Annotated in this window: 15 protein-coding genes; 8 read left to right on the plus strand and 7 right to left on the minus strand. The window is 46.6% G+C overall.

Annotation, left to right across the window (positions count from 1 at the left end):
* Nucleotides 1–424: 424 nt before the first annotated feature.
* From hemG to R7E42_RS18790, 3 genes are read right to left on the minus strand one after another with little or no spacing between them, the layout of a single operon-like run.
* Nucleotides 425–952, minus strand: coding sequence for a menaquinone-dependent protoporphyrinogen IX dehydrogenase (hemG, locus tag R7E42_RS18780; protein WP_054577148.1), 528 nt, complete (start codon nucleotides 950–952; stop codon nucleotides 425–427).
* A gap of 9 nt (nucleotides 953–961) precedes the next feature.
* The gene (locus tag R7E42_RS18785) at nucleotides 962–2,419 is read right to left on the minus strand and encodes a TrkH family potassium uptake protein (protein WP_005378893.1); all 1,458 of its coding nucleotides are present in this window, start codon (nucleotides 2,417–2,419) and stop codon (nucleotides 962–964) included.
* A gap of 46 nt (nucleotides 2,420–2,465) precedes the next feature.
* Entirely contained in the window at nucleotides 2,466–3,089 is a 624-nt protein-coding gene (locus R7E42_RS18790; RefSeq protein WP_258480945.1) for a YigZ family protein, read from the minus strand.
* Between the two features lie 261 nt (nucleotides 3,090–3,350).
* Here R7E42_RS18790 and fadB point away from each other — a divergent pair, with 261 nt between their 5' ends.
* The 3 genes from fadB to R7E42_RS18805 all read left to right on the plus strand — a co-directional run bounded on the left by fadB (nucleotide 3,351) and on the right by R7E42_RS18805 (nucleotide 7,945).
* Nucleotides 3,351–5,522 (plus strand): fatty acid oxidation complex subunit alpha FadB, encoded by a 2,172-nt coding sequence (fadB, locus tag R7E42_RS18795; RefSeq protein ID WP_258480943.1) that lies wholly within the window; start codon nucleotides 3,351–3,353, stop codon nucleotides 5,520–5,522.
* 14 nt (nucleotides 5,523–5,536) lie between these two features.
* On the plus strand, nucleotides 5,537–6,712 hold the full coding sequence (fadA, locus tag R7E42_RS18800) for an acetyl-CoA C-acyltransferase FadA (RefSeq protein WP_006743176.1): 1,176 nt from the start codon (nucleotides 5,537–5,539) through the stop codon (nucleotides 6,710–6,712).
* Nucleotides 6,713–6,964: 252 nt separating this feature from the next.
* Entirely contained in the window at nucleotides 6,965–7,945 is a 981-nt protein-coding gene (locus tag R7E42_RS18805) for an MDR family oxidoreductase (protein ID WP_005378882.1), read from the plus strand.
* A gap of 52 nt (nucleotides 7,946–7,997) precedes the next feature.
* On the opposite strand, the gene R7E42_RS18810 is transcribed toward R7E42_RS18805, so the two are convergent.
* The gene (locus tag R7E42_RS18810; protein ID WP_017821924.1) at nucleotides 7,998–8,942 is read right to left on the minus strand and encodes a LysR family transcriptional regulator; all 945 of its coding nucleotides are present in this window, start codon (nucleotides 8,940–8,942) and stop codon (nucleotides 7,998–8,000) included.
* A gap of 168 nt (nucleotides 8,943–9,110) precedes the next feature.
* On the minus strand, nucleotides 9,111–9,293 hold the full coding sequence (locus R7E42_RS18815) for a hypothetical protein (protein WP_005378880.1): 183 nt from the start codon (nucleotides 9,291–9,293) through the stop codon (nucleotides 9,111–9,113).
* A gap of 133 nt (nucleotides 9,294–9,426) precedes the next feature.
* On the opposite strand from R7E42_RS18815, the gene tusA reads away from it, so the two are divergent.
* The gene (gene tusA, locus R7E42_RS18820) at nucleotides 9,427–9,675 is read left to right on the plus strand and encodes a sulfurtransferase TusA (protein ID WP_005378879.1); all 249 of its coding nucleotides are present in this window, start codon (nucleotides 9,427–9,429) and stop codon (nucleotides 9,673–9,675) included.
* A gap of 44 nt (nucleotides 9,676–9,719) precedes the next feature.
* Here the strand turns inward: tusA and R7E42_RS18825 are convergent, their stop codons facing one another.
* Nucleotides 9,720–9,980 carry a hypothetical protein gene (locus tag R7E42_RS18825; RefSeq protein ID WP_005378878.1) on the minus strand — a complete coding sequence of 87 codons (261 nt, stop codon included), beginning with the start codon at nucleotides 9,978–9,980 and terminating at the stop codon, nucleotides 9,720–9,722.
* A gap of 160 nt (nucleotides 9,981–10,140) precedes the next feature.
* Nucleotides 10,141–10,695 (minus strand): TMEM165/GDT1 family protein, encoded by a 555-nt coding sequence (locus tag R7E42_RS18830; RefSeq protein ID WP_005378877.1) that lies wholly within the window; start codon nucleotides 10,693–10,695, stop codon nucleotides 10,141–10,143.
* Between the two features lie 484 nt (nucleotides 10,696–11,179).
* Here R7E42_RS18830 and glyQ point away from each other — a divergent pair, with 484 nt between their 5' ends.
* From glyQ to R7E42_RS18850, 4 genes are all read left to right on the plus strand, one after another.
* Nucleotides 11,180–12,097: a glycine--tRNA ligase subunit alpha gene (gene glyQ / locus R7E42_RS18835; RefSeq protein WP_005383818.1), complete on the plus strand. Its 918-nt coding sequence runs from the start codon at nucleotides 11,180–11,182 to the stop codon at nucleotides 12,095–12,097.
* Between the two features lie 13 nt (nucleotides 12,098–12,110).
* Entirely contained in the window at nucleotides 12,111–14,177 is a 2,067-nt protein-coding gene (gene glyS, locus R7E42_RS18840) for a glycine--tRNA ligase subunit beta (RefSeq protein ID WP_213969039.1), read from the plus strand.
* A 217-nt stretch (nucleotides 14,178–14,394) separates the two neighbouring features.
* On the plus strand, nucleotides 14,395–16,479 hold the full coding sequence (locus R7E42_RS18845; RefSeq protein ID WP_318072919.1) for an alpha-amylase: 2,085 nt from the start codon (nucleotides 14,395–14,397) through the stop codon (nucleotides 16,477–16,479).
* Nucleotides 16,480–16,708: 229 nt separating this feature from the next.
* A complete protein-coding gene (locus R7E42_RS18850; RefSeq protein ID WP_017635592.1) occupies nucleotides 16,709–17,962 on the plus strand; it encodes a valine--pyruvate transaminase in 1,254 nt (417 codons plus the stop codon).
* The last annotated feature ends 104 nt before the right edge of the window (nucleotides 17,963–18,066 follow it).

The following is an 18,066-nucleotide window of genomic DNA, read 5'->3' on the forward strand; positions in this document are numbered from 1 at the left end:
CATTACATAAAGTAATGTTTGAATTGACTGTGCTGAATCCGAAGATTCAATGGTCACTTCGTATCATTGAAACCTAAATTGTTTCCGAAGAAACTATTTGGATTATCATCAACGAGTGCCCACACAGATTGATAGGTCTATATTGTTAAAGAGCTTTCCTGTTGAGCTTTCCTCAAAACAGGACGGCCATTTTAGCGAGTTAAAGTTTAGTGTCAATCACTTTTTTCAAACTTTCTTCAAGCGTTTCCGCTTGGCTAATTTGGCTTGCTAACCTCGACTTCGTTTCTTTCGAAGCGTTGCCGTGTCAGCGAGGTGGCATTATAGAGATTGCGATCACATTGGCAAGCCCTTTTTCTCGTTTTTTTTGATTTTTTTATCGTTCGGATAAATTTGCATCAAAAGCGGTCAAAAGAGCACGTTATTTCTACAGTTCTCTGAATTTATCTGCGAAAAGAGCCACTTTTTCCCAATTGGTGTACTCCACCTCTTTGGTCGTATCAGTTTCGCCACCCGTCATCGACATAATGAACCTAATCATAGTTCTGTCGAACCAGCTGTAACGTGGGTAATAAAGTGCACCAGCAAAAACACCGATTAGCGTTGGTTTCCAAGGCGACTTAATTAGGAACTTGTGAATGTAGGCACTACCTTCAGGTGTATCCTTTCCTTGGTCCTCTTTACGAGCGGTTAGGTTTACGCAGAAAAATGCCACTTTATTTTGCTCCAATTGATTGAGGTTTCGCTCAATAAACTGGTATAGCTTTTTATTAAGATGGCCATAGCGAATAGAGGCGCCTATCAATACTCTGTCGTATTGGCTGAAGTCAATCGTCTCGACATTATGTAAATCCACCAGCTCACAATCGAAGTCTGGAAGTTGTTCATCTATATAGTGGAGAATTTTTTTAGTCTGCCCTTCGCGGGAAGAGTATAGAAATAATGCTTTTGCCACGATTTCCCCTTAGCTACGCCAAAACGTCGGCGTAAGTAGAATAAGTAAGGTAAAGATTTCCAAACGACCAAACAGCATAGAAACTATTAATACCCATTTTGCTTTGTCGTTAACATCACCAAAGTGAAGCGCCACTTCTCCCAAGCCAGGACCGAGGTTGTTCAGAGTCGCAGCCACCGCCGAGAACGCACTGAGCTCATCCATTCCTGTTGCAATCAACCCCAACATACAAACCACAAATACCAATGCGTATGCGGAGAAGAAACCCCAAACCGCATCGACAACACGTTGCGGTAGGGCACTGCCACCTACTTTGATGGTGTAAACCGCGCGTGGATGGACTAAACGTTTTAGTTCACGCGCACCTTGTAAGGTAAGAAGCAGGATACGGATCACTTTCATGCCGCCGCCTGTTGAACCAGCACAACCACCTATAAAGGAAGAGAACAATAACAGCACAGGTAAGAAGAGCGGCCAATCCGCAAAACCTGTTGTCGTAAAGCCCGCTGTTGTGGATATTGATACGGTTTGGAACAGAGCCTGATCGAAAGCATCGTATGTCGATGTGTAAGAGTGATGTTTCAGTAATAATAGAAAGCAAATGATAAATAGCAGCACTTGAATAAACAAGAAGGCGCGAAACTCAGGATCTTTCCAGTAATACTTGGGATGTACGCCACCTGATGCAAATGCAGCAAAGTGCAGTGTGTAATTACATGCAGATATAAGCAGAAAAACCACCGTAATCAGGTTAATCGCGTAACTATCAAAGTATCCGATGCTGGCATCGTGGGTAGAGAAGCCACCAATGGCAATGGTGGAAAAGCTGTGACTGATGGCATCAAATGGCGTCATACCAGCTAACCAAAAAGCCGAAGCACAGGCGATAGTCAGGCTCAAATAGATGTACCAAAGCGCCTTAGCAGTTTCTGCTATGCGCGGCGTCACTTTAGTATCCTTGACTGGACCTGGGATCTCGGCGCGGTAAAGCTGCATACCACCGATGCCAAGTACTGGCAAAATCGCCACCGCTAATACGATAATTCCCATACCGCCGAACCACTGCAGTAACTGTCGATAGAATAGAATCGCTTTAGGTAACTCATCCAAACCAACAATAACGGTCGCCCCGGTCGTCGTGAGAGCAGAAAACGATTCAAAAAACGCATCTGTCACTGAGACGTTCGGGTTGTCAGCAATGAGAAAGGGGATCGAGCCTGCACTGCCAAGTACTGTCCAGAATAAGACGACAATAAGAAAGCCATCTCGAGCTTTAAGCTCGTGCTTATACCTGCGGTTTGGGTACCAACAAACGGCCCCACAAAACAGCAGAACAAAAAATGTCGTGACAAAAGGCACACCAGCACCATCTCGATAGATCAGCGCAACGAGTGCTGGCGCAAGCATAGTGACACTAAAGAGTGCGAGCAGTAGCCCGACGATTCGAATAATTGAACGAAATTGCATGGATAAATTGACTAGCGAAGCTGTCCCTGTTGCTTCCTGTTTTTCATTATTGTCCGTCTAGCGGAGTGACAATTGCCTTTGCCCCGCTTTTATTGATGATTGCTTGGGTAAACGCGCTCACTTCTCGAAGCTCAATTTCCACCACTAATACGACCTGATCGCTGTATTCAGCCTCGACTTCTATCGCGCCAAATTGCGGCATGATTGATTGTGCGATAGGCATAAACCCATAGTCTAACGTTAGTCTGAGCTTTGTGGTTATTTTTTTCTCAATAGTTTGAAGCAGCTTGAGCGCTTGTTGAACCCCACCCCCATACGCTTTAACCAAGCCGCCTGTACCTAACTTGATTCCACCAGAGTATCGCGTGACCACAGCCGTCATCTCCCCCACCCCAGATCCAGACAGCTGCGCCAGGATTGGTTTGCCTGCTGTTCCGGACGGCTCCCCATCATCACTAAAGCCCCATTTCATTGAATCTTCCGGGCGACCAGCAACAAAGCCCCAACAGTTATGTCTGGCATCAGCGTGTTTAGCTTTGATTTGATCAACAAATGCTTTTGCAGCTTCGATACTTGGCGTGTGTGACAAATAAGTAATGAAGACGCTCTTTTTAATTTCTTCTTCAAATTGAGCGGGCTCTGCTGGAATCAGATAAGGCTTGTCATTCATAGGATTATGGATTCATGTCTATTTGCCTGAAGTCTATCACGAGTGTGATTTACCCGTCGCATAAGATCTGCCACAGCGCACAATGTTAAACACTTGTTTAAAAAATGTATTGAAATTAAACAATCCACGATCCAAACTAACTTTACTGGTCAAACCAGAACAAAAATAAAACGACTTCCTCGATACCTATTTGCCGAGGTACACGGCGTCGTTGAAATAGGTATACAGACAATCCACGATTGTATGTCATGGAGATAGACAATGATTTACCAAGCCGAAACCCTACAGGTAAAGGAAATACAAGATGGTATTGCAGAGCTAAGCTTCTGCTCTCCAAAATCCGTCAACAAACTCGACCTAGCGACATTAGAATCGCTAGATAAAGCTCTTGATGCGCTCATTGCCCATCAAGGCCTCAAGGGGTTGTTGCTCACTTCAGATAAAGACGCATTCATTGTAGGCGCAGACATTACCGAGTTTTTAGGTCTGTTTGCTAAAACGGATGCCGAGCTCGACCAATGGCTGCAATTTGCTAATAGCATCTTTAACAAATTAGAAGACTTACCCGTTCCGACCATCTCAGTGATCAAAGGCCACGCTCTTGGTGGCGGTTGTGAATGTGTGCTAGCAACAGACATGCGTATTGGTGACAAAACCACCAGCATCGGCCTACCAGAAACGAAACTGGGAATCATGCCTGGCTTTGGTGGTTGTGTACGCTTGCCTCGCGTTATTGGCGCAGACAGCGCAATGGAAATCATCACCCAAGGTAAAGCATGCCGTGCGGATGAAGCATTGAAAATTGGCTTACTCGATGCAGTTGTAGAGACTGATGCTTTATACGAATCAGCACTACAAACTCTTAACTCTGCAATTAACGAGAAACTTGACTGGCAAGCACGCCGAGCACAGAAAACATCTCCGCTAACGCTGAGTAAGCTTGAATCAATGATGAGCTTCACCATGGCGAAGGGTCTGGTGGCACAAAAAGCAGGTCCTCACTACCCTGCCCCAATGACAGCCGTTATCACGATTGAAGAAGGTGCTCGCTTTGCACGTAATGAAGCGTTAGACATTGAACGTAAGCACTTCGTGAAACTGGCTAAATCGGAAGAAGCAAAATCACTCGTTGGCCTATTCCTTAATGATCAATACATCAAAGGCATTGCGAAAAAAGCAGCGAAGTCAGCAAGTAAAGACACGCGACGTGCAGCCGTATTAGGTGCAGGTATCATGGGTGGCGGCATTGCTTACCAATCAGCGCTAAAAGGTGTGCCAGTCTTGATGAAAGACATCGCACAAGCGTCGCTCGACCTAGGCATGACTGAAGCATCTAAGCTGCTGAATAAACGCTTATCTCGCGGTCGCATTGATGGCTTTAAGATGGCGGGTATTTTAGCGTCAATCACACCGAGCTTACATTACGCAGGTATTGAGAACTCTGATGTGATTGTTGAAGCTGTCGTTGAAAACCCGAAAGTAAAAGCAGCAGTTTTAAGTGAAGTTGAATCCCATGTCGGTGACGACACCGTTATCACCTCAAACACCTCAACGATTCCTATCAACCTATTGGCAAAATCACTAAAACGCCCAGAAAACTTCTGTGGTATGCACTTCTTCAACCCAGTGCATCGTATGCCTCTTGTTGAGATCATCCGTGGTGAGCACACCTCTGATGAAACCATCAATCGTGTTGTGGCGTATGCTGCGAAAATGGGCAAATCACCAATTGTCGTTAATGACTGCCCAGGGTTCTTCGTTAACCGCGTATTGTTCCCATACTTTGGCGGCTTCAGCATGCTACTTCGTGATGGTGCTGACTTTACGAAAATCGACAAAGTCATGGAGCGTAAGTTTGGCTGGCCGATGGGACCGGCGTACTTGCTTGACGTAGTCGGCATTGATACCGCGCACCACGCACAAGCTGTGATGGCTGACGGTTTCCCTGAGCGTATGGGTAAACAAGGTCGTGATGCGATTGATGCACTGTTCGAAGCAGACAAATATGGTCAGAAAAATGGTAATGGCTTCTACAGCTACACCATAGATAAAAAAGGTAAGCCGAAGAAAACCTTCTCCGAAGCGATCTTACCGGTACTTGCTGACGTTTGTGCCGATAAGCAGGACTTTGACGATCAGACCATCATTCAACGTATGATGATTCCAATGATCAACGAAGTGGTGCTGTGCCTACAAGAAGGCATCATCGCGACTCCGCAGGAAGCAGATATGGCATTGGTTTATGGTCTTGGTTTCCCTCCATTCCGCGGTGGCGTATTCCGCTATCTAGACAGCGTGGGTATTGCTGAATACGTTGAAATGGCAAAACAACACGCCGAGCTAGGTGCGATGTACCAAGTACCGCAAATGCTGATTGATATGGCGGCGAAAGGTGAAAGCTTTTACGGTGCACAACAGCAAGGTTCTATCTAAGGAGGGATTCTAAAATGACTAATCAAACAAGAAATGTTGTCGTAGTCGATTGTCTACGTACTCCAATGGGTCGCTCTAAAGGTGGTGCTTTCCGTCATACACGAGCAGAAGATCTATCTGCGCGCCTAATGAAAGGCATTCTTGCGCGTAACCCACAAGTGAACCCAAGCGAGATTGAAGACATCTACTGGGGCTGTGTACAGCAAACACTAGAGCAAGGCTTTAACGTTGCACGTAATGCCGCGCTACTCGCGGGCCTGCCGATTGAAATTGGCGCCGTGACGGTGAACCGCTTGTGTGGTTCATCAATGCAAGCGCTTCACGACGGTACACGTGCCATCATGACTGGCGATGCTGAAATCTGCCTAATTGGTGGCGTTGAGCACATGGGGCATGTGCCAATGAACCACGGTGTAGACTTTCACCCAGGTATGTCAAAGAACGTAGCAAAAGCTGCGGGCATGATGGGCTTAACGGCTGAAATGCTTGGTAAATTACATGGCATTAGCCGTGAGCAACAAGACGAGTTTGCCGCTCGCTCTCACGCTCGTGCGCACGCAGCAACCGTAGAGGGTCGTTTTAAAAACGAAATTCTACCAATTGAAGGCCACGCCGCTGACGGCACCCTGTTCACTCTAGATTACGATGAAGTGATTCGCCCTGAAACATCCGTTGAAGGTCTATCTCAACTTCGCCCAGTGTTCGACCCTGCAAACGGTACAGTAACAGCCGGTACATCATCGGCTCTGTCCGATGGTGCATCAGCGATGTTGATCATGAGTGAAGAGAAAGCTAATGAACTTGGCTTGAAGATTCGTGCACGTATTAAAGGCATGGCCATTGCGGGCTGCGATCCTTCTATTATGGGTTACGGTCCTGTACCTGCGACGAAAAAAGCGCTCAAGCGTGCCGGTCTTTCAATTGAAGACATGGATGTGGTTGAGCTAAACGAAGCATTTGCCGCGCAGTCTCTGCCGTGTGCTAAAGACTTAGGCCTGCTTGATGTTATGGATGAGAAGGTCAACCTTAACGGTGGTGCGATAGCATTGGGTCATCCACTAGGCTGTTCTGGTTCACGTATCTCAACAACGTTGATCAACCTAATGGAAGCGAAAGACGCGAAATACGGTCTGGCCACCATGTGTATCGGTTTGGGTCAGGGCATTGCGACAGTATTTGAACGACCATAACAGTTCAAGACGTTGTTGTAGTGATCGAGCCAACAATCATAAGCAAATGAACTAGTACTAAAATTTTTAGTATTACACTTAAGGGCGACAATTGATGTCGCCCTTTTTGTTTTACATCAAACATGCATGAAGAGCATACATTAAATGCTCAAGTTTCATTTTATTCATAGACAAAGAAGACATACACTTAGACCAGTTGATATCTTGCTGCATGTGACCCAGAGTCATGCTACCGCACAATCGGAGAACCTTATGTTTAATGCTCTAGTTCTAAATCAAGAAGACAAACGTACTATCGCTAACATCGAGCAAATCGATGAAACACAACTGCCTGAAGGCGACGTTCTGATTGACGTTGATTACTCATCGTTAAACTACAAAGACGGCCTTGCGATCACAGGTAAAGGTAAAATCATCCGTAACTTCCCGATGGTGCCAGGTATTGACTTAGCAGGTACGGTAGTAAGCTCAGAAGACGACCGCTACCAAGCTGGTGACAAAGTTGTCCTTACTGGCTGGGGCGTGGGTGAAAACCACTGGGGTGGTATGTCTCAGCGTGCTCGTCTAAAAGCAGATTGGCTAGTACCACTACCAAAAGGTCTAGACAGCAAGAAAGCAATGATGGTTGGTACAGCGGGCTTCACTGGCATGCTATGTGTTCAAGCACTGCTTGATGCAGGCATCAAACCTGAAAATGGCGAAATCCTAGTAACTGGCGCAAGTGGCGGTGTAGGCTCAGTCGCAGTAACGCTTCTAGCACAGCTTGGCTACAAAGTTGCTGCAGTGACAGGTCGTGTAGAGAAAAACGGCCCGCTACTTGAAAAACTAGGTGCTAGCCGCATCATCGACCGTACTGAATTTGAAGAACCAGCACGTCCGCTTGAAAAACAAGTATGGGCAGGTGCGGTTGATACTGTAGGAAGCAAAGTACTAGCAAAAGTATTGGCGCAAATGGATTACAACAGTGCAGTTGCAGCTTGTGGTCTTGCTGGTGGTTTTGATCTACCAACCACAGTGATGCCGTTCATCCTACGTAATGTTCGCCTACAAGGTGTGGACTCAGTAATGTGCCCAACAGAGAAACGTATCGCTGCATGGGAAAAGCTGGTCGAGCTACTACCAGACAGCTACTTCGAGCAAGCGTGTACTGAAGTTGCTCTTGCTGAAGCACCGAAATATGCAGAAGACATCACCAACGGTCAAGTAACGGGTCGTGTGGTTATCAAGCTATAAACACTGACTCAGTGTAAATAGACGAAGAGCCGGCATTGCTGGCTCTTTTTTGTTAGCAGTTCAGTCCCATATCTTCGATACGTTTAGCTATCAGACGGCTACACTCTTCACGCACAATCGTTCTTAACCATTCTTGAGCGGGAGAATGTTCGCAACGCGCATGCCAAATCATCGAGTATTCAAACGGCGTGAATTGGAATGGTAATGGTTTCACCACCAAGTCATAACGCTCGGCAACCAGATACGCCAAATCCGCTGGTACTGTGATGATAATTGGCAAGGTATCCATGATCGCCAATGCGGCTTCTAAATGATAAGCCCGCAGAACCATTTTACGCTTAGGTTTCTCCATCAAAGCTTGTTCGATCAGTGCCTTAACACCATCACTAATGGCGATCATGGCATGTGGATGACTCAGATAATCATCCAAGCTCATTTCTTTATTCGCTAATGGATGCTGTTTTGAAAGCATACACAGCACCCCCACTCGCCCCAACACTTCACTGCGTAGAGGCTCCACCGGGCCTGTCGGGCGACAAATCGCTAAGTCTGCACCTTCATAAGTGAGCTGATCTGATAAACGGTCGTGTTGCAGTGGTAAGAAGTTGAAAGACACGTTTGGCGCTTCTTGGTAAATTCTCGGCAAAGCGAACGGTAAGATCGTTTGCATGGCATAGTCGGTGGTCACGATGTTGAAAGTCTGCACGCATTGCAATGGGTCAAACTCAACCGGAGATAACAACTGACGTAAAGACTCTAATGGCTCGCCCAATGAGCGATCGATCTCTAACGCTTTCTGAGTTGGGATCAAATGCTGTCCCTGACGAGTAAACAGCGGATCTCCCAATAAGTCACGCAGACGACCAAGCACACGACTCATTGCCGATTGACTCAAGTTCAGACGTGTTGCTGCCTTACTGACACTGTTTTCCTCTATCAGTACTCGCAACGCAACCAGTAAATTTAAATCTCGGCGATAGATATCTTCCAGTTCCACGAATTAGCCACTTATTTTGTATGTGTTTGGGTAAATTGTACTCTTTAGGCAAAAAAAATCCCGCCTTTCAGCGGGGAAGCCCAAGAAAAATGGGGATAGTGTCGGAATGAAGTGTCGGTAAAAAATAGGTGAGCGTTATTAAAAGCATTCTGATCCAAGCAAGAAGCGCTAATTTTCTTGCTCAGATGCGCCAGACCATCTGCGCATCTCGATCCAAATCCCAATAATAGTGGCAACCATGCCTACAAGAGGCGTCAAAGAGGTGTCAGCTGGCGTCCTGAGTACCAATGCACAAAACGAGATAAAACACAGCACTGAGTAAATCGTAAGTCTGTCTAACGCTGTTAACATTGCCTCTCCCTTGCCAGTTGTTACCAAATTGTTAATTTAAGGTAAAACAAAAAATTCGGTTTGCCAAGTGGTTATTGAATATTTTTTCAACGAAAGTAAAATTCAACGCTCAGTTAGTTACGAGAATCACACTATGAGCTTTAATCCTGAACTGGCAAACAAGACATTAGAGGCGGAAGGACTGCGCTGCCCAGAGCCAGTGATGATGGTCAGGAAGACAATTCGCAACATGCAAGATGGTGAGATTTTGCTGGTCAAAGCAGACGATCCATCCACGACTCGAGACATTCCGAGTTTCTGCCGCTTTATGGACCACCAATTAGTTGCGGCACAAACGGAGCAAGTTCCGTATCAGTACCTGATCAAGAAAGGATTGGAATAATCTGGTCGAACTAAAAACGGCAGCCTATATTGGCTGCCGTTTGTTTATTCGTCGTATTCGAGTGTGCGAACTTCTGATTGGAGCTTGTTAAGTTGTTTCTTCATTGCCCGCATCTCTTCATGCATAGGAATGATGTGAGCGACACGAATCCACGCTTCTACTGTCAATCCAGTAAGAACGAACGATCCTGCTACAATCGGTAACCACATATCAGTTAGCACCATCGCTAGTAAACACAGCGCTAAACCAAAAGTGAATAAATAACTCTGACTCTTCGGGGACATCCCCATGTAACGTGTAAGCATAAACTTGCCCTCTCGCTATCATTCACACCATTAAACTACCATGACAAGTATGACACTTATATGTCATCCGTCACGCAACGGAACGATTTAGAGTCAGAGTTTGAACTCGCGCAGCACGCCACTAATGATTGATAACTCACATCATTTCACGTGCAAAAAATCAGAACAGTGCAGCCCCTATTGCCAGAGCAATAAACAAAAATGCGGTGATTTTACGGATCAGCCCTAAAGGCATCTTGTCGGCCGACAATTTACCAATCAGGACCACAGGAACATTCGCCAGCAGCATACCGATGGTGGTACCGATAATCACCAAACTTAACGCATCCGCGTATTGCGCCCCTAAAATGGAAGTGGCGATCTGAGTTTTATCGCCTATCTCCGCAACGAAGAACGCGATAAAGCTGGCAATAAATGGGCCTCGATTAGAAATCTGCTCGTCATCATCCAGTTTGTCCGGGATCAGAACCCAAGCCGCCATCGCGACAAAACTGACCACCAGCACCCACTTTAAAATCTCAGGTGATAGATAGTCTGCGACAACCACACCTAACCATGCAGCCAAAGCGTGGTTGGCAATAGTTGCCAAAAAGATTGCTGCAATAATTGGGATTGGTTTTCGGTAACGACTTGCGAGTAATAGAGATAGCAATTGGGTCTTATCGCCAATTTCTGCTAACGCTACAGTAGTAATTGAAATAGCTAAAACGCTCACGACATGCTCATTGGGGCAGGGATTATTATTTTTAACCGAAGACAAACCTCACGCCCCTACCCCGGTTCGTGATGATTTGTCTAAGGTCTTGCTAAACTTGAAAGGCTTCAAGTCTCGAACGCCATGGTGATTTTGCACCAATTATGTTGACGGACGAACCAGATGAAACAGAAACTTCATCAGGTAAGCTACTCCCCAAAGACAGGCGCAATTCTAGCCACCTTTGTTGCGCTTCTCAAGAGCCAAAGCAGGCAAAAACTCCCTTTTAGGAAAAATACAGCAGATAACGCGGTAAAAATTCATTAAAGGAGAAAATCGCCCACGAATTAATCAAGATTAGCTCTACTCCCATGCTCAATATCTGGTTATACTAGATTGTTAATTTATTCAACCGTAATTACTCTTTATCGCCGTTGTTAGAGTTGAAAAACTCGGCATAGATGACGAATTAACGAGTAACAAGAGAATCGCGCGAACCTGACTTATGCAAAAATACGATATCAAAACCTTCCAGGGAATGATCCTCGCGCTGCAGGATTATTGGGCTCAAAATGGTTGTACCATTGTTCAACCGCTAGATATGGAAGTGGGTGCGGGTACCTCTCACCCAATGACCTGTCTACGAGCGCTTGGCCCAGAGCCAATGTCGACAGCTTACGTACAACCTTCACGTCGTCCTACTGATGGCCGTTACGGTGAAAACCCTAACCGTCTTCAGCACTACTACCAATTCCAAGTAGCGCTAAAACCATCGCCTGACAATATTCAAGAGTTGTACCTTGGCTCCCTTGAAGTTCTTGGTATTGACCCTCTTGTACACGACATCCGTTTCGTAGAAGACAACTGGGAAAACCCAACACTAGGCGCATGGGGTCTGGGCTGGGAAGTTTGGCTAAACGGCATGGAAGTGACTCAGTTTACTTACTTCCAGCAAGTTGGCGGTCTTGAGTGTAAGCCAGTTACTGGTGAGATCACTTACGGTATCGAACGTCTAGCAATGTACATCCAAGAAGTAGACTCTGTTTACGACCTCGTTTGGAACATCGCACCAGACGGCAGCAAAGTGACTTACGGTGACATCTTCCACCAAAATGAAGTAGAGCAATCAACTTACAACTTCGAGCACGCAGACGTGGAATTCCTATTTGGTTTCTTCGAACAGTGCGAGAAAGAGTGTAAAGAGCTGCTTGAGCTTGAAAAGCCACTGCCACTACCTGCTTACGAGCGCATTCTAAAAGCTGGTCACGCATTCAACCTACTAGACGCACGTAAAGCGATTTCAGTAACTGAACGCCAACGTTACATCCTACGCATCCGCAACCTGACTAAAGCAGTTGCAGAAGCATACTACGCATCGCGTGAAGCTCTTGGCTTCCCAATGTGTAAGAAAGAACAAGCGTAAGGGGTAGAGTAACATGGCAAAAGAATTTCTAATCGAGCTAGGTACAGAAGAGCTACCACCAACGCAACTTCGCACACTAGCTGAAGCATTCGCAGCAAACTTCGAAGCAGAACTAAAAGGCGCTGAGCTTGCTCACGAAGGCGTGAAATGGTTCGCGGCACCTCGTCGTCTTGCGCTTAAAGTCGCAGCATTGGCTGAAAGCCAGTCTGACAAAATCGTTGAAAAGCGTGGTCCTGCGGTTTCTGCAGCATTTGACGCAGAAGGCAACCCAACAAAAGCGGCTCAAGGCTGGGCACGCGGTTGTGGCATCACGGTTGACCAAGCAGAGCGCATGGTTACAGACAAAGGCGAATGGCTACTGTTCAAGCAAGAAGTGAAAGGTCAGCCAACGTCTGAGATCGTCGTTGAACTTGCAGCGAAAGCACTAGCAAACCTACCTATCGCAAAACCAATGCGCTGGGGCAACAAAACGACTCAATTTATCCGTCCAGTTAAGACGCTAACCATGCTAATGGGCAGCGACCTAATCGAAGGCGAGATCCTTGGTGTCGCTTCAGACCGTACTATCCGTGGTCACCGCTTCATGGGTGAGCAAGAGTTCACTATCGATTCTGCTGAACAATACCCTGCGATCCTAGAAGAGCGCGGTAAAGTAATGGCAGATTACGAAGCGCGTAAAGCAATCATCCTAGCTGACGCACAAAAAGCGGCAGCAGCGGTTGGCGGTATCGCTGACCTAGAAGATGACCTAGTAGAAGAAGTAACGTCTCTGGTTGAATGGCCAGTGGTACTAACAGCGAAGTTTGAAGAAGAGTTCCTAAAAGTGCCTTCTGAAGCGTTGGTATACACCATGAAAGGTGACCAAAAATACTTCCCTGTTTACGACGAAAACAAGAAGCTACTACCTAACTTCATCTTCGTATCGAACATCGAATCAAAAGAGCCTCGTTACGTAATCGAAGGTAACGAGAAAGTGGTTCGCCCGCGTCTTGCTGACGCAGAGTTCTTCTTCAATACAGACCGTAAGCGTCCGCTTATCGACCGTCTGCCTGAACTAGAGCAAGCGATCTTCCAAAAGCAACTAGGTACGATCAAAGACAAAACAGACCGCATCACAGAGCTTGCTGGCTACATTGCTGAGCAAATCGGTGCTGACGTTGAGAAATCAAAGCGTGCTGGTCTACTAGCAAAATGTGACCTAATGACCTCAATGGTATTCGAATTCACGGATACTCAAGGTGTGATGGGTATGCACTACGCTCGCCACGACGGTGAAGCAGAAGAAGTTGCAGTAGCACTGAACGAGCAATACATGCCTCGTTTCGCAGGTGATGAACTGCCATCAAACGGCGTTTCAACAGCAGTTGCAATGGCAGACAAGCTAGACACTATCGTAGGTATCTTCGGTATTGGTCAAGCGCCTAAAGGCAGCGACCCATTCGCACTACGCCGCGCATCTCTAGGTGTACTACGTATCATCGTTGAATACGGCTACAACCTAGATCTTGTTGACCTAGTAGCGAAAGCGAAGTCACTGTTTGGCGATCGCCTAACCAACGACAACGTTGAGCAAGACGTTATCGAGTTCATGCTTGGTCGTTTCCGTGCTTGGTACCAAGACGAAGGCTTCAGTGTAGACATCATTCAAGCAGTTCTAGCTCGTCGTCCGACTAAGCCAGCAGACTTCGACCAACGAGTTAAAGCGGTTTCTCACTTCCGTGAACTAGAAGCAGCAGAGTCTCTAGCAGCAGCGAACAAACGTGTAGGTAACATCCTAGCGAAATTCGACGGCGAACTAGCAGCAGACATCGACCTAGCACTTCTACAAGAAGACGCAGAGAAAGCACTAGCAGAAAGCGTTGAAGTAATGACAGAAGCGCTAGAGCCAGCATTTGCTACAGGTAACTACCAAGAAGCCCTAAGCAAGCTAGCAGACCTACGTGAACCAGTTGATGCGTTCTTTGATAACGTAATGGTAATGGCAGACGACGAAGCACTTAAGAAGAACCGTCTGACACTACTGAACAACCTGCGTAACCTGTTCCTACAGATCGCAGACATTTCTTTGCTTCAAAAGTAATTCATTACTCTTCGAAGTGATTAAGAAATAAGTAAAAGGGAAGCAGATGCTTCCCTTTTTTGTTGCCTTCAAACCGATGAAGGTGACGCTTATTATTCATTTTGTGAACAAGGCGAAAATTTGTAGGGTGAGACGCGTTTAACTTGTTGGTGTAGAGCTCGGATTGTAGAGGCACAGTTTTGCTATAACTGGACTGTTTATTCGGGGGAAGGACACAATGAAAAAAACAATTCTCGCACTCTCTATCGGTCTACTGAGCGCCTGCAGCCAGATACCAGAAAATGCCATCGTATTAAGCGTTGATGATGACACCGCTGTTTTTGAGGAAAACTCACAAGGCTTACTTGTCGCCGAGCAAAAACTCGAAAAAGGCAGTTATAACTTTACTATTGCTGACAGCAAGCAAAGCTGTGGCAGTAGCTTTGCTCTAGCAGAAGAAGATCGCATCAAATTCAATCGTCCATTAAAAATGGATAACTGCGCCACTGATGCACAAATGCCGCTGCGCATCTTCAAAGCCAATACCTATCAATTTACGCTCAATCCAACCACCAATGAGCTGACGGTAAAAATCAAACCAAAACAGAGTCAGGACATCACCTACTCTTGCCCTGTCGCAACTGACGCGCCAAAAGCCATCAACGTTACTCAAACCTTTAATGATGGCACTGTCGTTCGTGATGCCTTAACCGGACAAGAAGCCACAGTCGCCAATGGCAGCGTCACCATGCAGCCGGGTCCTATGAGCCAAGGTCTATTGCTGCTAGAAGAAGTTGAACAGCAAGCCGACAAACCGTTCAGCTGGGATAACGCAACAGTGTACTTCGTCATGACTGACCGCTTCTACAATGGCAACCCTGACAACGACAACAGCTACGGTCGCAGTAAAGACGGAAAATATGAGATTGGTACCTTCCACGGTGGTGACTTAGCGGGTCTGACGAAAAAACTCGATTACATCGAATCACTTGGTGTGAATGCTATCTGGATAACCTCACCACTGGAACAAATCCACGGCTGGGTTGGCGGCGGCGATAAAGGCGACTTTAAGCACTACGGCTACCACGGCTACTACCATCAAGACTGGACCAAGCTTGATGCCAACATGGGTACCGAAGATGAACTCAGAACCTTCGTCGATACCGCCCACAAGAAAGGTATCCGCGTGATTTGGGATGTAGTCATGAACCACACAGGTTATGCGACATTAGCAGACATGCAGGAATTCGGATTTGGTCAGCTTTACCTTGATGACCAAGAAGCCAAACAAGTCCTTGGTGAAAAATGGACCGACTGGCAGCCAAAATCAGGACAAAGCTGGCACAGCTTCAACGACTACATCAAATACGGTGATAGCGAAGCGTGGGATAAATGGTGGGGCAAAGACTGGATTCGCACCGACATTGGCGACTACGATGCTCCGGGCTACAACGACATCACCATGTCTTTGAACTACCTACCGGATCTCAAAACCGAATCGACTCAGAAAACCGGATTACCAAACTTCTTCCGCAATAAAGACACCAATGCGCAAGATGAGCTGCAAACCCCACGTGAACACCTGATTACCTGGTTATCCGATTGGGTACGTGACTACGGCATTGACGGCTTCCGTGTCGACACCGCAAAACACGTTGAAATGGAAGCGTGGGCAGAGCTGAAAGCCAGCACCACCCAAGCGCTTGCCCAGTGGAAGCAAAACAACCCGGACAAAGCCTTGGATGACTTACCTTTCTGGATGACGGGTGAAGTGTGGGCACACAGCGTGGTGAAAAGCCCGTATTTCGATAACGGCTTCGATTCCATCATCAACTTCGAGTTCCAATCTGACGTAGCACCAAAAGCACTGAAGTGTTTCGCTCAACTTGATAATGATTACCGCCGTTATGCAGAGCGCATCAATACCGATCCTGAGTTCAACGTGTTGAGCTACTTGTCTTCACACGATACACAGCTGTTTTGGTCAGCGCGCAGCCGCAGCTTTGATGACCAAGCACGTGCAGCAAATGCTCTGATGCTGGCTCCCGGTGCAGTACAGATCTATTACGGTGATGAGATAGCTCGTGATTTTGGCATTACTGGTTCAGACGCCCACCAAGGCACACGCTCAGATATGCCATGGGACAAGATTCATGGCGAGCGAGAAGATCTACTGCAACATTGGCAAAAGTTGGGTGAATTCCGTAAACGCCACCCAGCAGTTGCTCAAGGTAAGCACATCACTCGCAACCAAGAAGGTTACTACGCGTTCGAACGCCAATACCAAGACGACAAGGTGCTGATTGTTTACACCGGTGAGTAAATCACACTCTCTCCACCAGCAAGGGAAGCATAAGCTTCCCTTTTTTATTGTTCTTTTTGCCCGTTTGTCTCGTTCCTCTGGTCTGATGACGCACTTTTTTCTTTTTCGGCTTAATTCACACTTTGCGTTAATTACACATTGAGGTAAGGTCAAGGATTACTCGATAAGCCGATAAAACATCGGCATAAACATACACAAAGCAATCACAATGAATTAGGTATAAGTCAGCATGCAGTTCTCAAAGTTTGGTGAAAAATTTAATCAGTATTCAGGTATTACGCAGTTAATGGACGATTTGAATGATGGTCTGCGCACACCAGGTGCCATCATGCTCGGTGGAGGTAATCCTGCCGCCATTCCTGCCATGCTCGATTACTTTCACCAAGCCAGTGAGGAAATGCTCGCCAGTGGGGAGCTCGTCGCCGCCCTCGCCAACTACGATGGCCCGCAGGGTAAAGACGCGTTCGTCAAAGCGCTAGCTCAGTTATTCCGTGAAACTTACGGCTGGGATATTTCCGAAAAAAACATCAGCCTAACTAACGGTAGCCAAAGTGGCTTTTTCTACTTGTTCAACTTGTTGGCAGGTAAACAGCCAGACGGTTCGCACAAGAAAGTGCTACTGCCTATCGCGCCTGAATACATCGGTTATGGTGATGCTGGCATTGATGAAGATATCTTTATCTCTTACCACCCAGAAATCGAGCTGTTAGATAACGGCCTGTTTAAATACCACGTCGATTTTGAGCAACTCGCCGTCGACGACTCTGTTGCGGCAATCTGCGCGTCTCGCCCAACTAACCCAACGGGTAATGTACTGACAGATGAAGAAGTACGTAAGCTGGACAAGCTAGCACGTGAGAACAACATCCCACTGATCATCGATAACGCCTACGGTCTACCTTTCCCGAACATCATCTTTGAAGATGTCGAACCGTTCTGGAATGAAAACACCATCCTATGCATGAGCCTATCTAAGCTTGGTTTACCGGGCGTGCGTTGTGGCATTGTGATTGCGAGTGAAGAAATCACTCAAGCGTTAACCAATATGAACGGCATCATCAGCCTAGCGCCGGGCAGTGTTGGTCCAGCGCTGGCAAACCATATAATTGGCAAAGGTGATCTGCTTAAACTGAGTTCAGAGGTGATTAAGCCGTTCTACAAGCAAAAATCACAACGTGCGGTTGAACTGCTCCAACAAGCAATTACCGATGAGCGATTCCGCATCCACAAGCCGGAAGGCGCTATCTTCTTGTGGTTATGGTTTGATGAACTGCCAATCACAACAATGGAACTGTACCAACGCTTGAAAGCGCGTGGCGTATTGATTGTCCCTGGTGAATATTTCTTTATTGGTCAGCAAGACGAGTGGGATCACGCGCACCAATGCCTGCGTATGAACTACGTTCAAGATGATGAGATGATGCAAAAAGGCATTGCGATTATCGCTGAAGAAGTGGAAAAGGCTTACCGCGAAGGTAAATAGACGGATTGAACTCAGCCGTTCTTCTCTTTGAAATTACGGCTTTGAAATAGCGGATTTGAAAACCCCCAAACTAAAAAGAGCGCCCATATGGCGCTCTTTCTCAT

This window comes from Vibrio sp. Vb1337 (assembly GCF_033338715.1).
In the GTDB taxonomy this organism is placed as follows: domain Bacteria; phylum Pseudomonadota; class Gammaproteobacteria; order Enterobacterales; family Vibrionaceae; genus Vibrio; species Vibrio alginolyticus.

What these genes read in the sequence shown, in the direction of transcription:
- fadA (WP_006743176.1), top strand. Translation starts at nt 5,537, where the DNA reads ATGACTAATCAAACAAGAAATGTTGTCGTAGTCGATTGTCTACGTACT.
- glyS (WP_213969039.1), top strand. Translation starts at nt 12,111, where the DNA reads ATGGCAAAAGAATTTCTAATCGAGCTAGGTACAGAAGAGCTACCACCA.
- R7E42_RS18785 (WP_005378893.1), bottom strand. Translation starts at nt 2,419, where the DNA reads ATGCAATTTCGTTCAATTATTCGAATCGTCGGGCTACTGCTCGCACTC.
- R7E42_RS18805 (WP_005378882.1), top strand. Translation starts at nt 6,965, where the DNA reads ATGTTTAATGCTCTAGTTCTAAATCAAGAAGACAAACGTACTATCGCT.
- R7E42_RS18790 (WP_258480945.1), bottom strand. Translation starts at nt 3,089, where the DNA reads ATGAATGACAAGCCTTATCTGATTCCAGCAGAGCCCGCTCAATTTGAA.
- R7E42_RS18815 (WP_005378880.1), bottom strand. Translation starts at nt 9,293, where the DNA reads ATGTTAACAGCGTTAGACAGACTTACGATTTACTCAGTGCTGTGTTTT.
- glyQ (WP_005383818.1), top strand. Translation starts at nt 11,180, where the DNA reads ATGCAAAAATACGATATCAAAACCTTCCAGGGAATGATCCTCGCGCTG.
- R7E42_RS18845 (WP_318072919.1), top strand. Translation starts at nt 14,395, where the DNA reads ATGAAAAAAACAATTCTCGCACTCTCTATCGGTCTACTGAGCGCCTGC.
- fadB (WP_258480943.1), top strand. Translation starts at nt 3,351, where the DNA reads ATGATTTACCAAGCCGAAACCCTACAGGTAAAGGAAATACAAGATGGT.
- tusA (WP_005378879.1), top strand. Translation starts at nt 9,427, where the DNA reads ATGAGCTTTAATCCTGAACTGGCAAACAAGACATTAGAGGCGGAAGGA.
- R7E42_RS18850 (WP_017635592.1), top strand. Translation starts at nt 16,709, where the DNA reads ATGCAGTTCTCAAAGTTTGGTGAAAAATTTAATCAGTATTCAGGTATT.
- R7E42_RS18825 (WP_005378878.1), bottom strand. Translation starts at nt 9,980, where the DNA reads ATGCTTACACGTTACATGGGGATGTCCCCGAAGAGTCAGAGTTATTTA.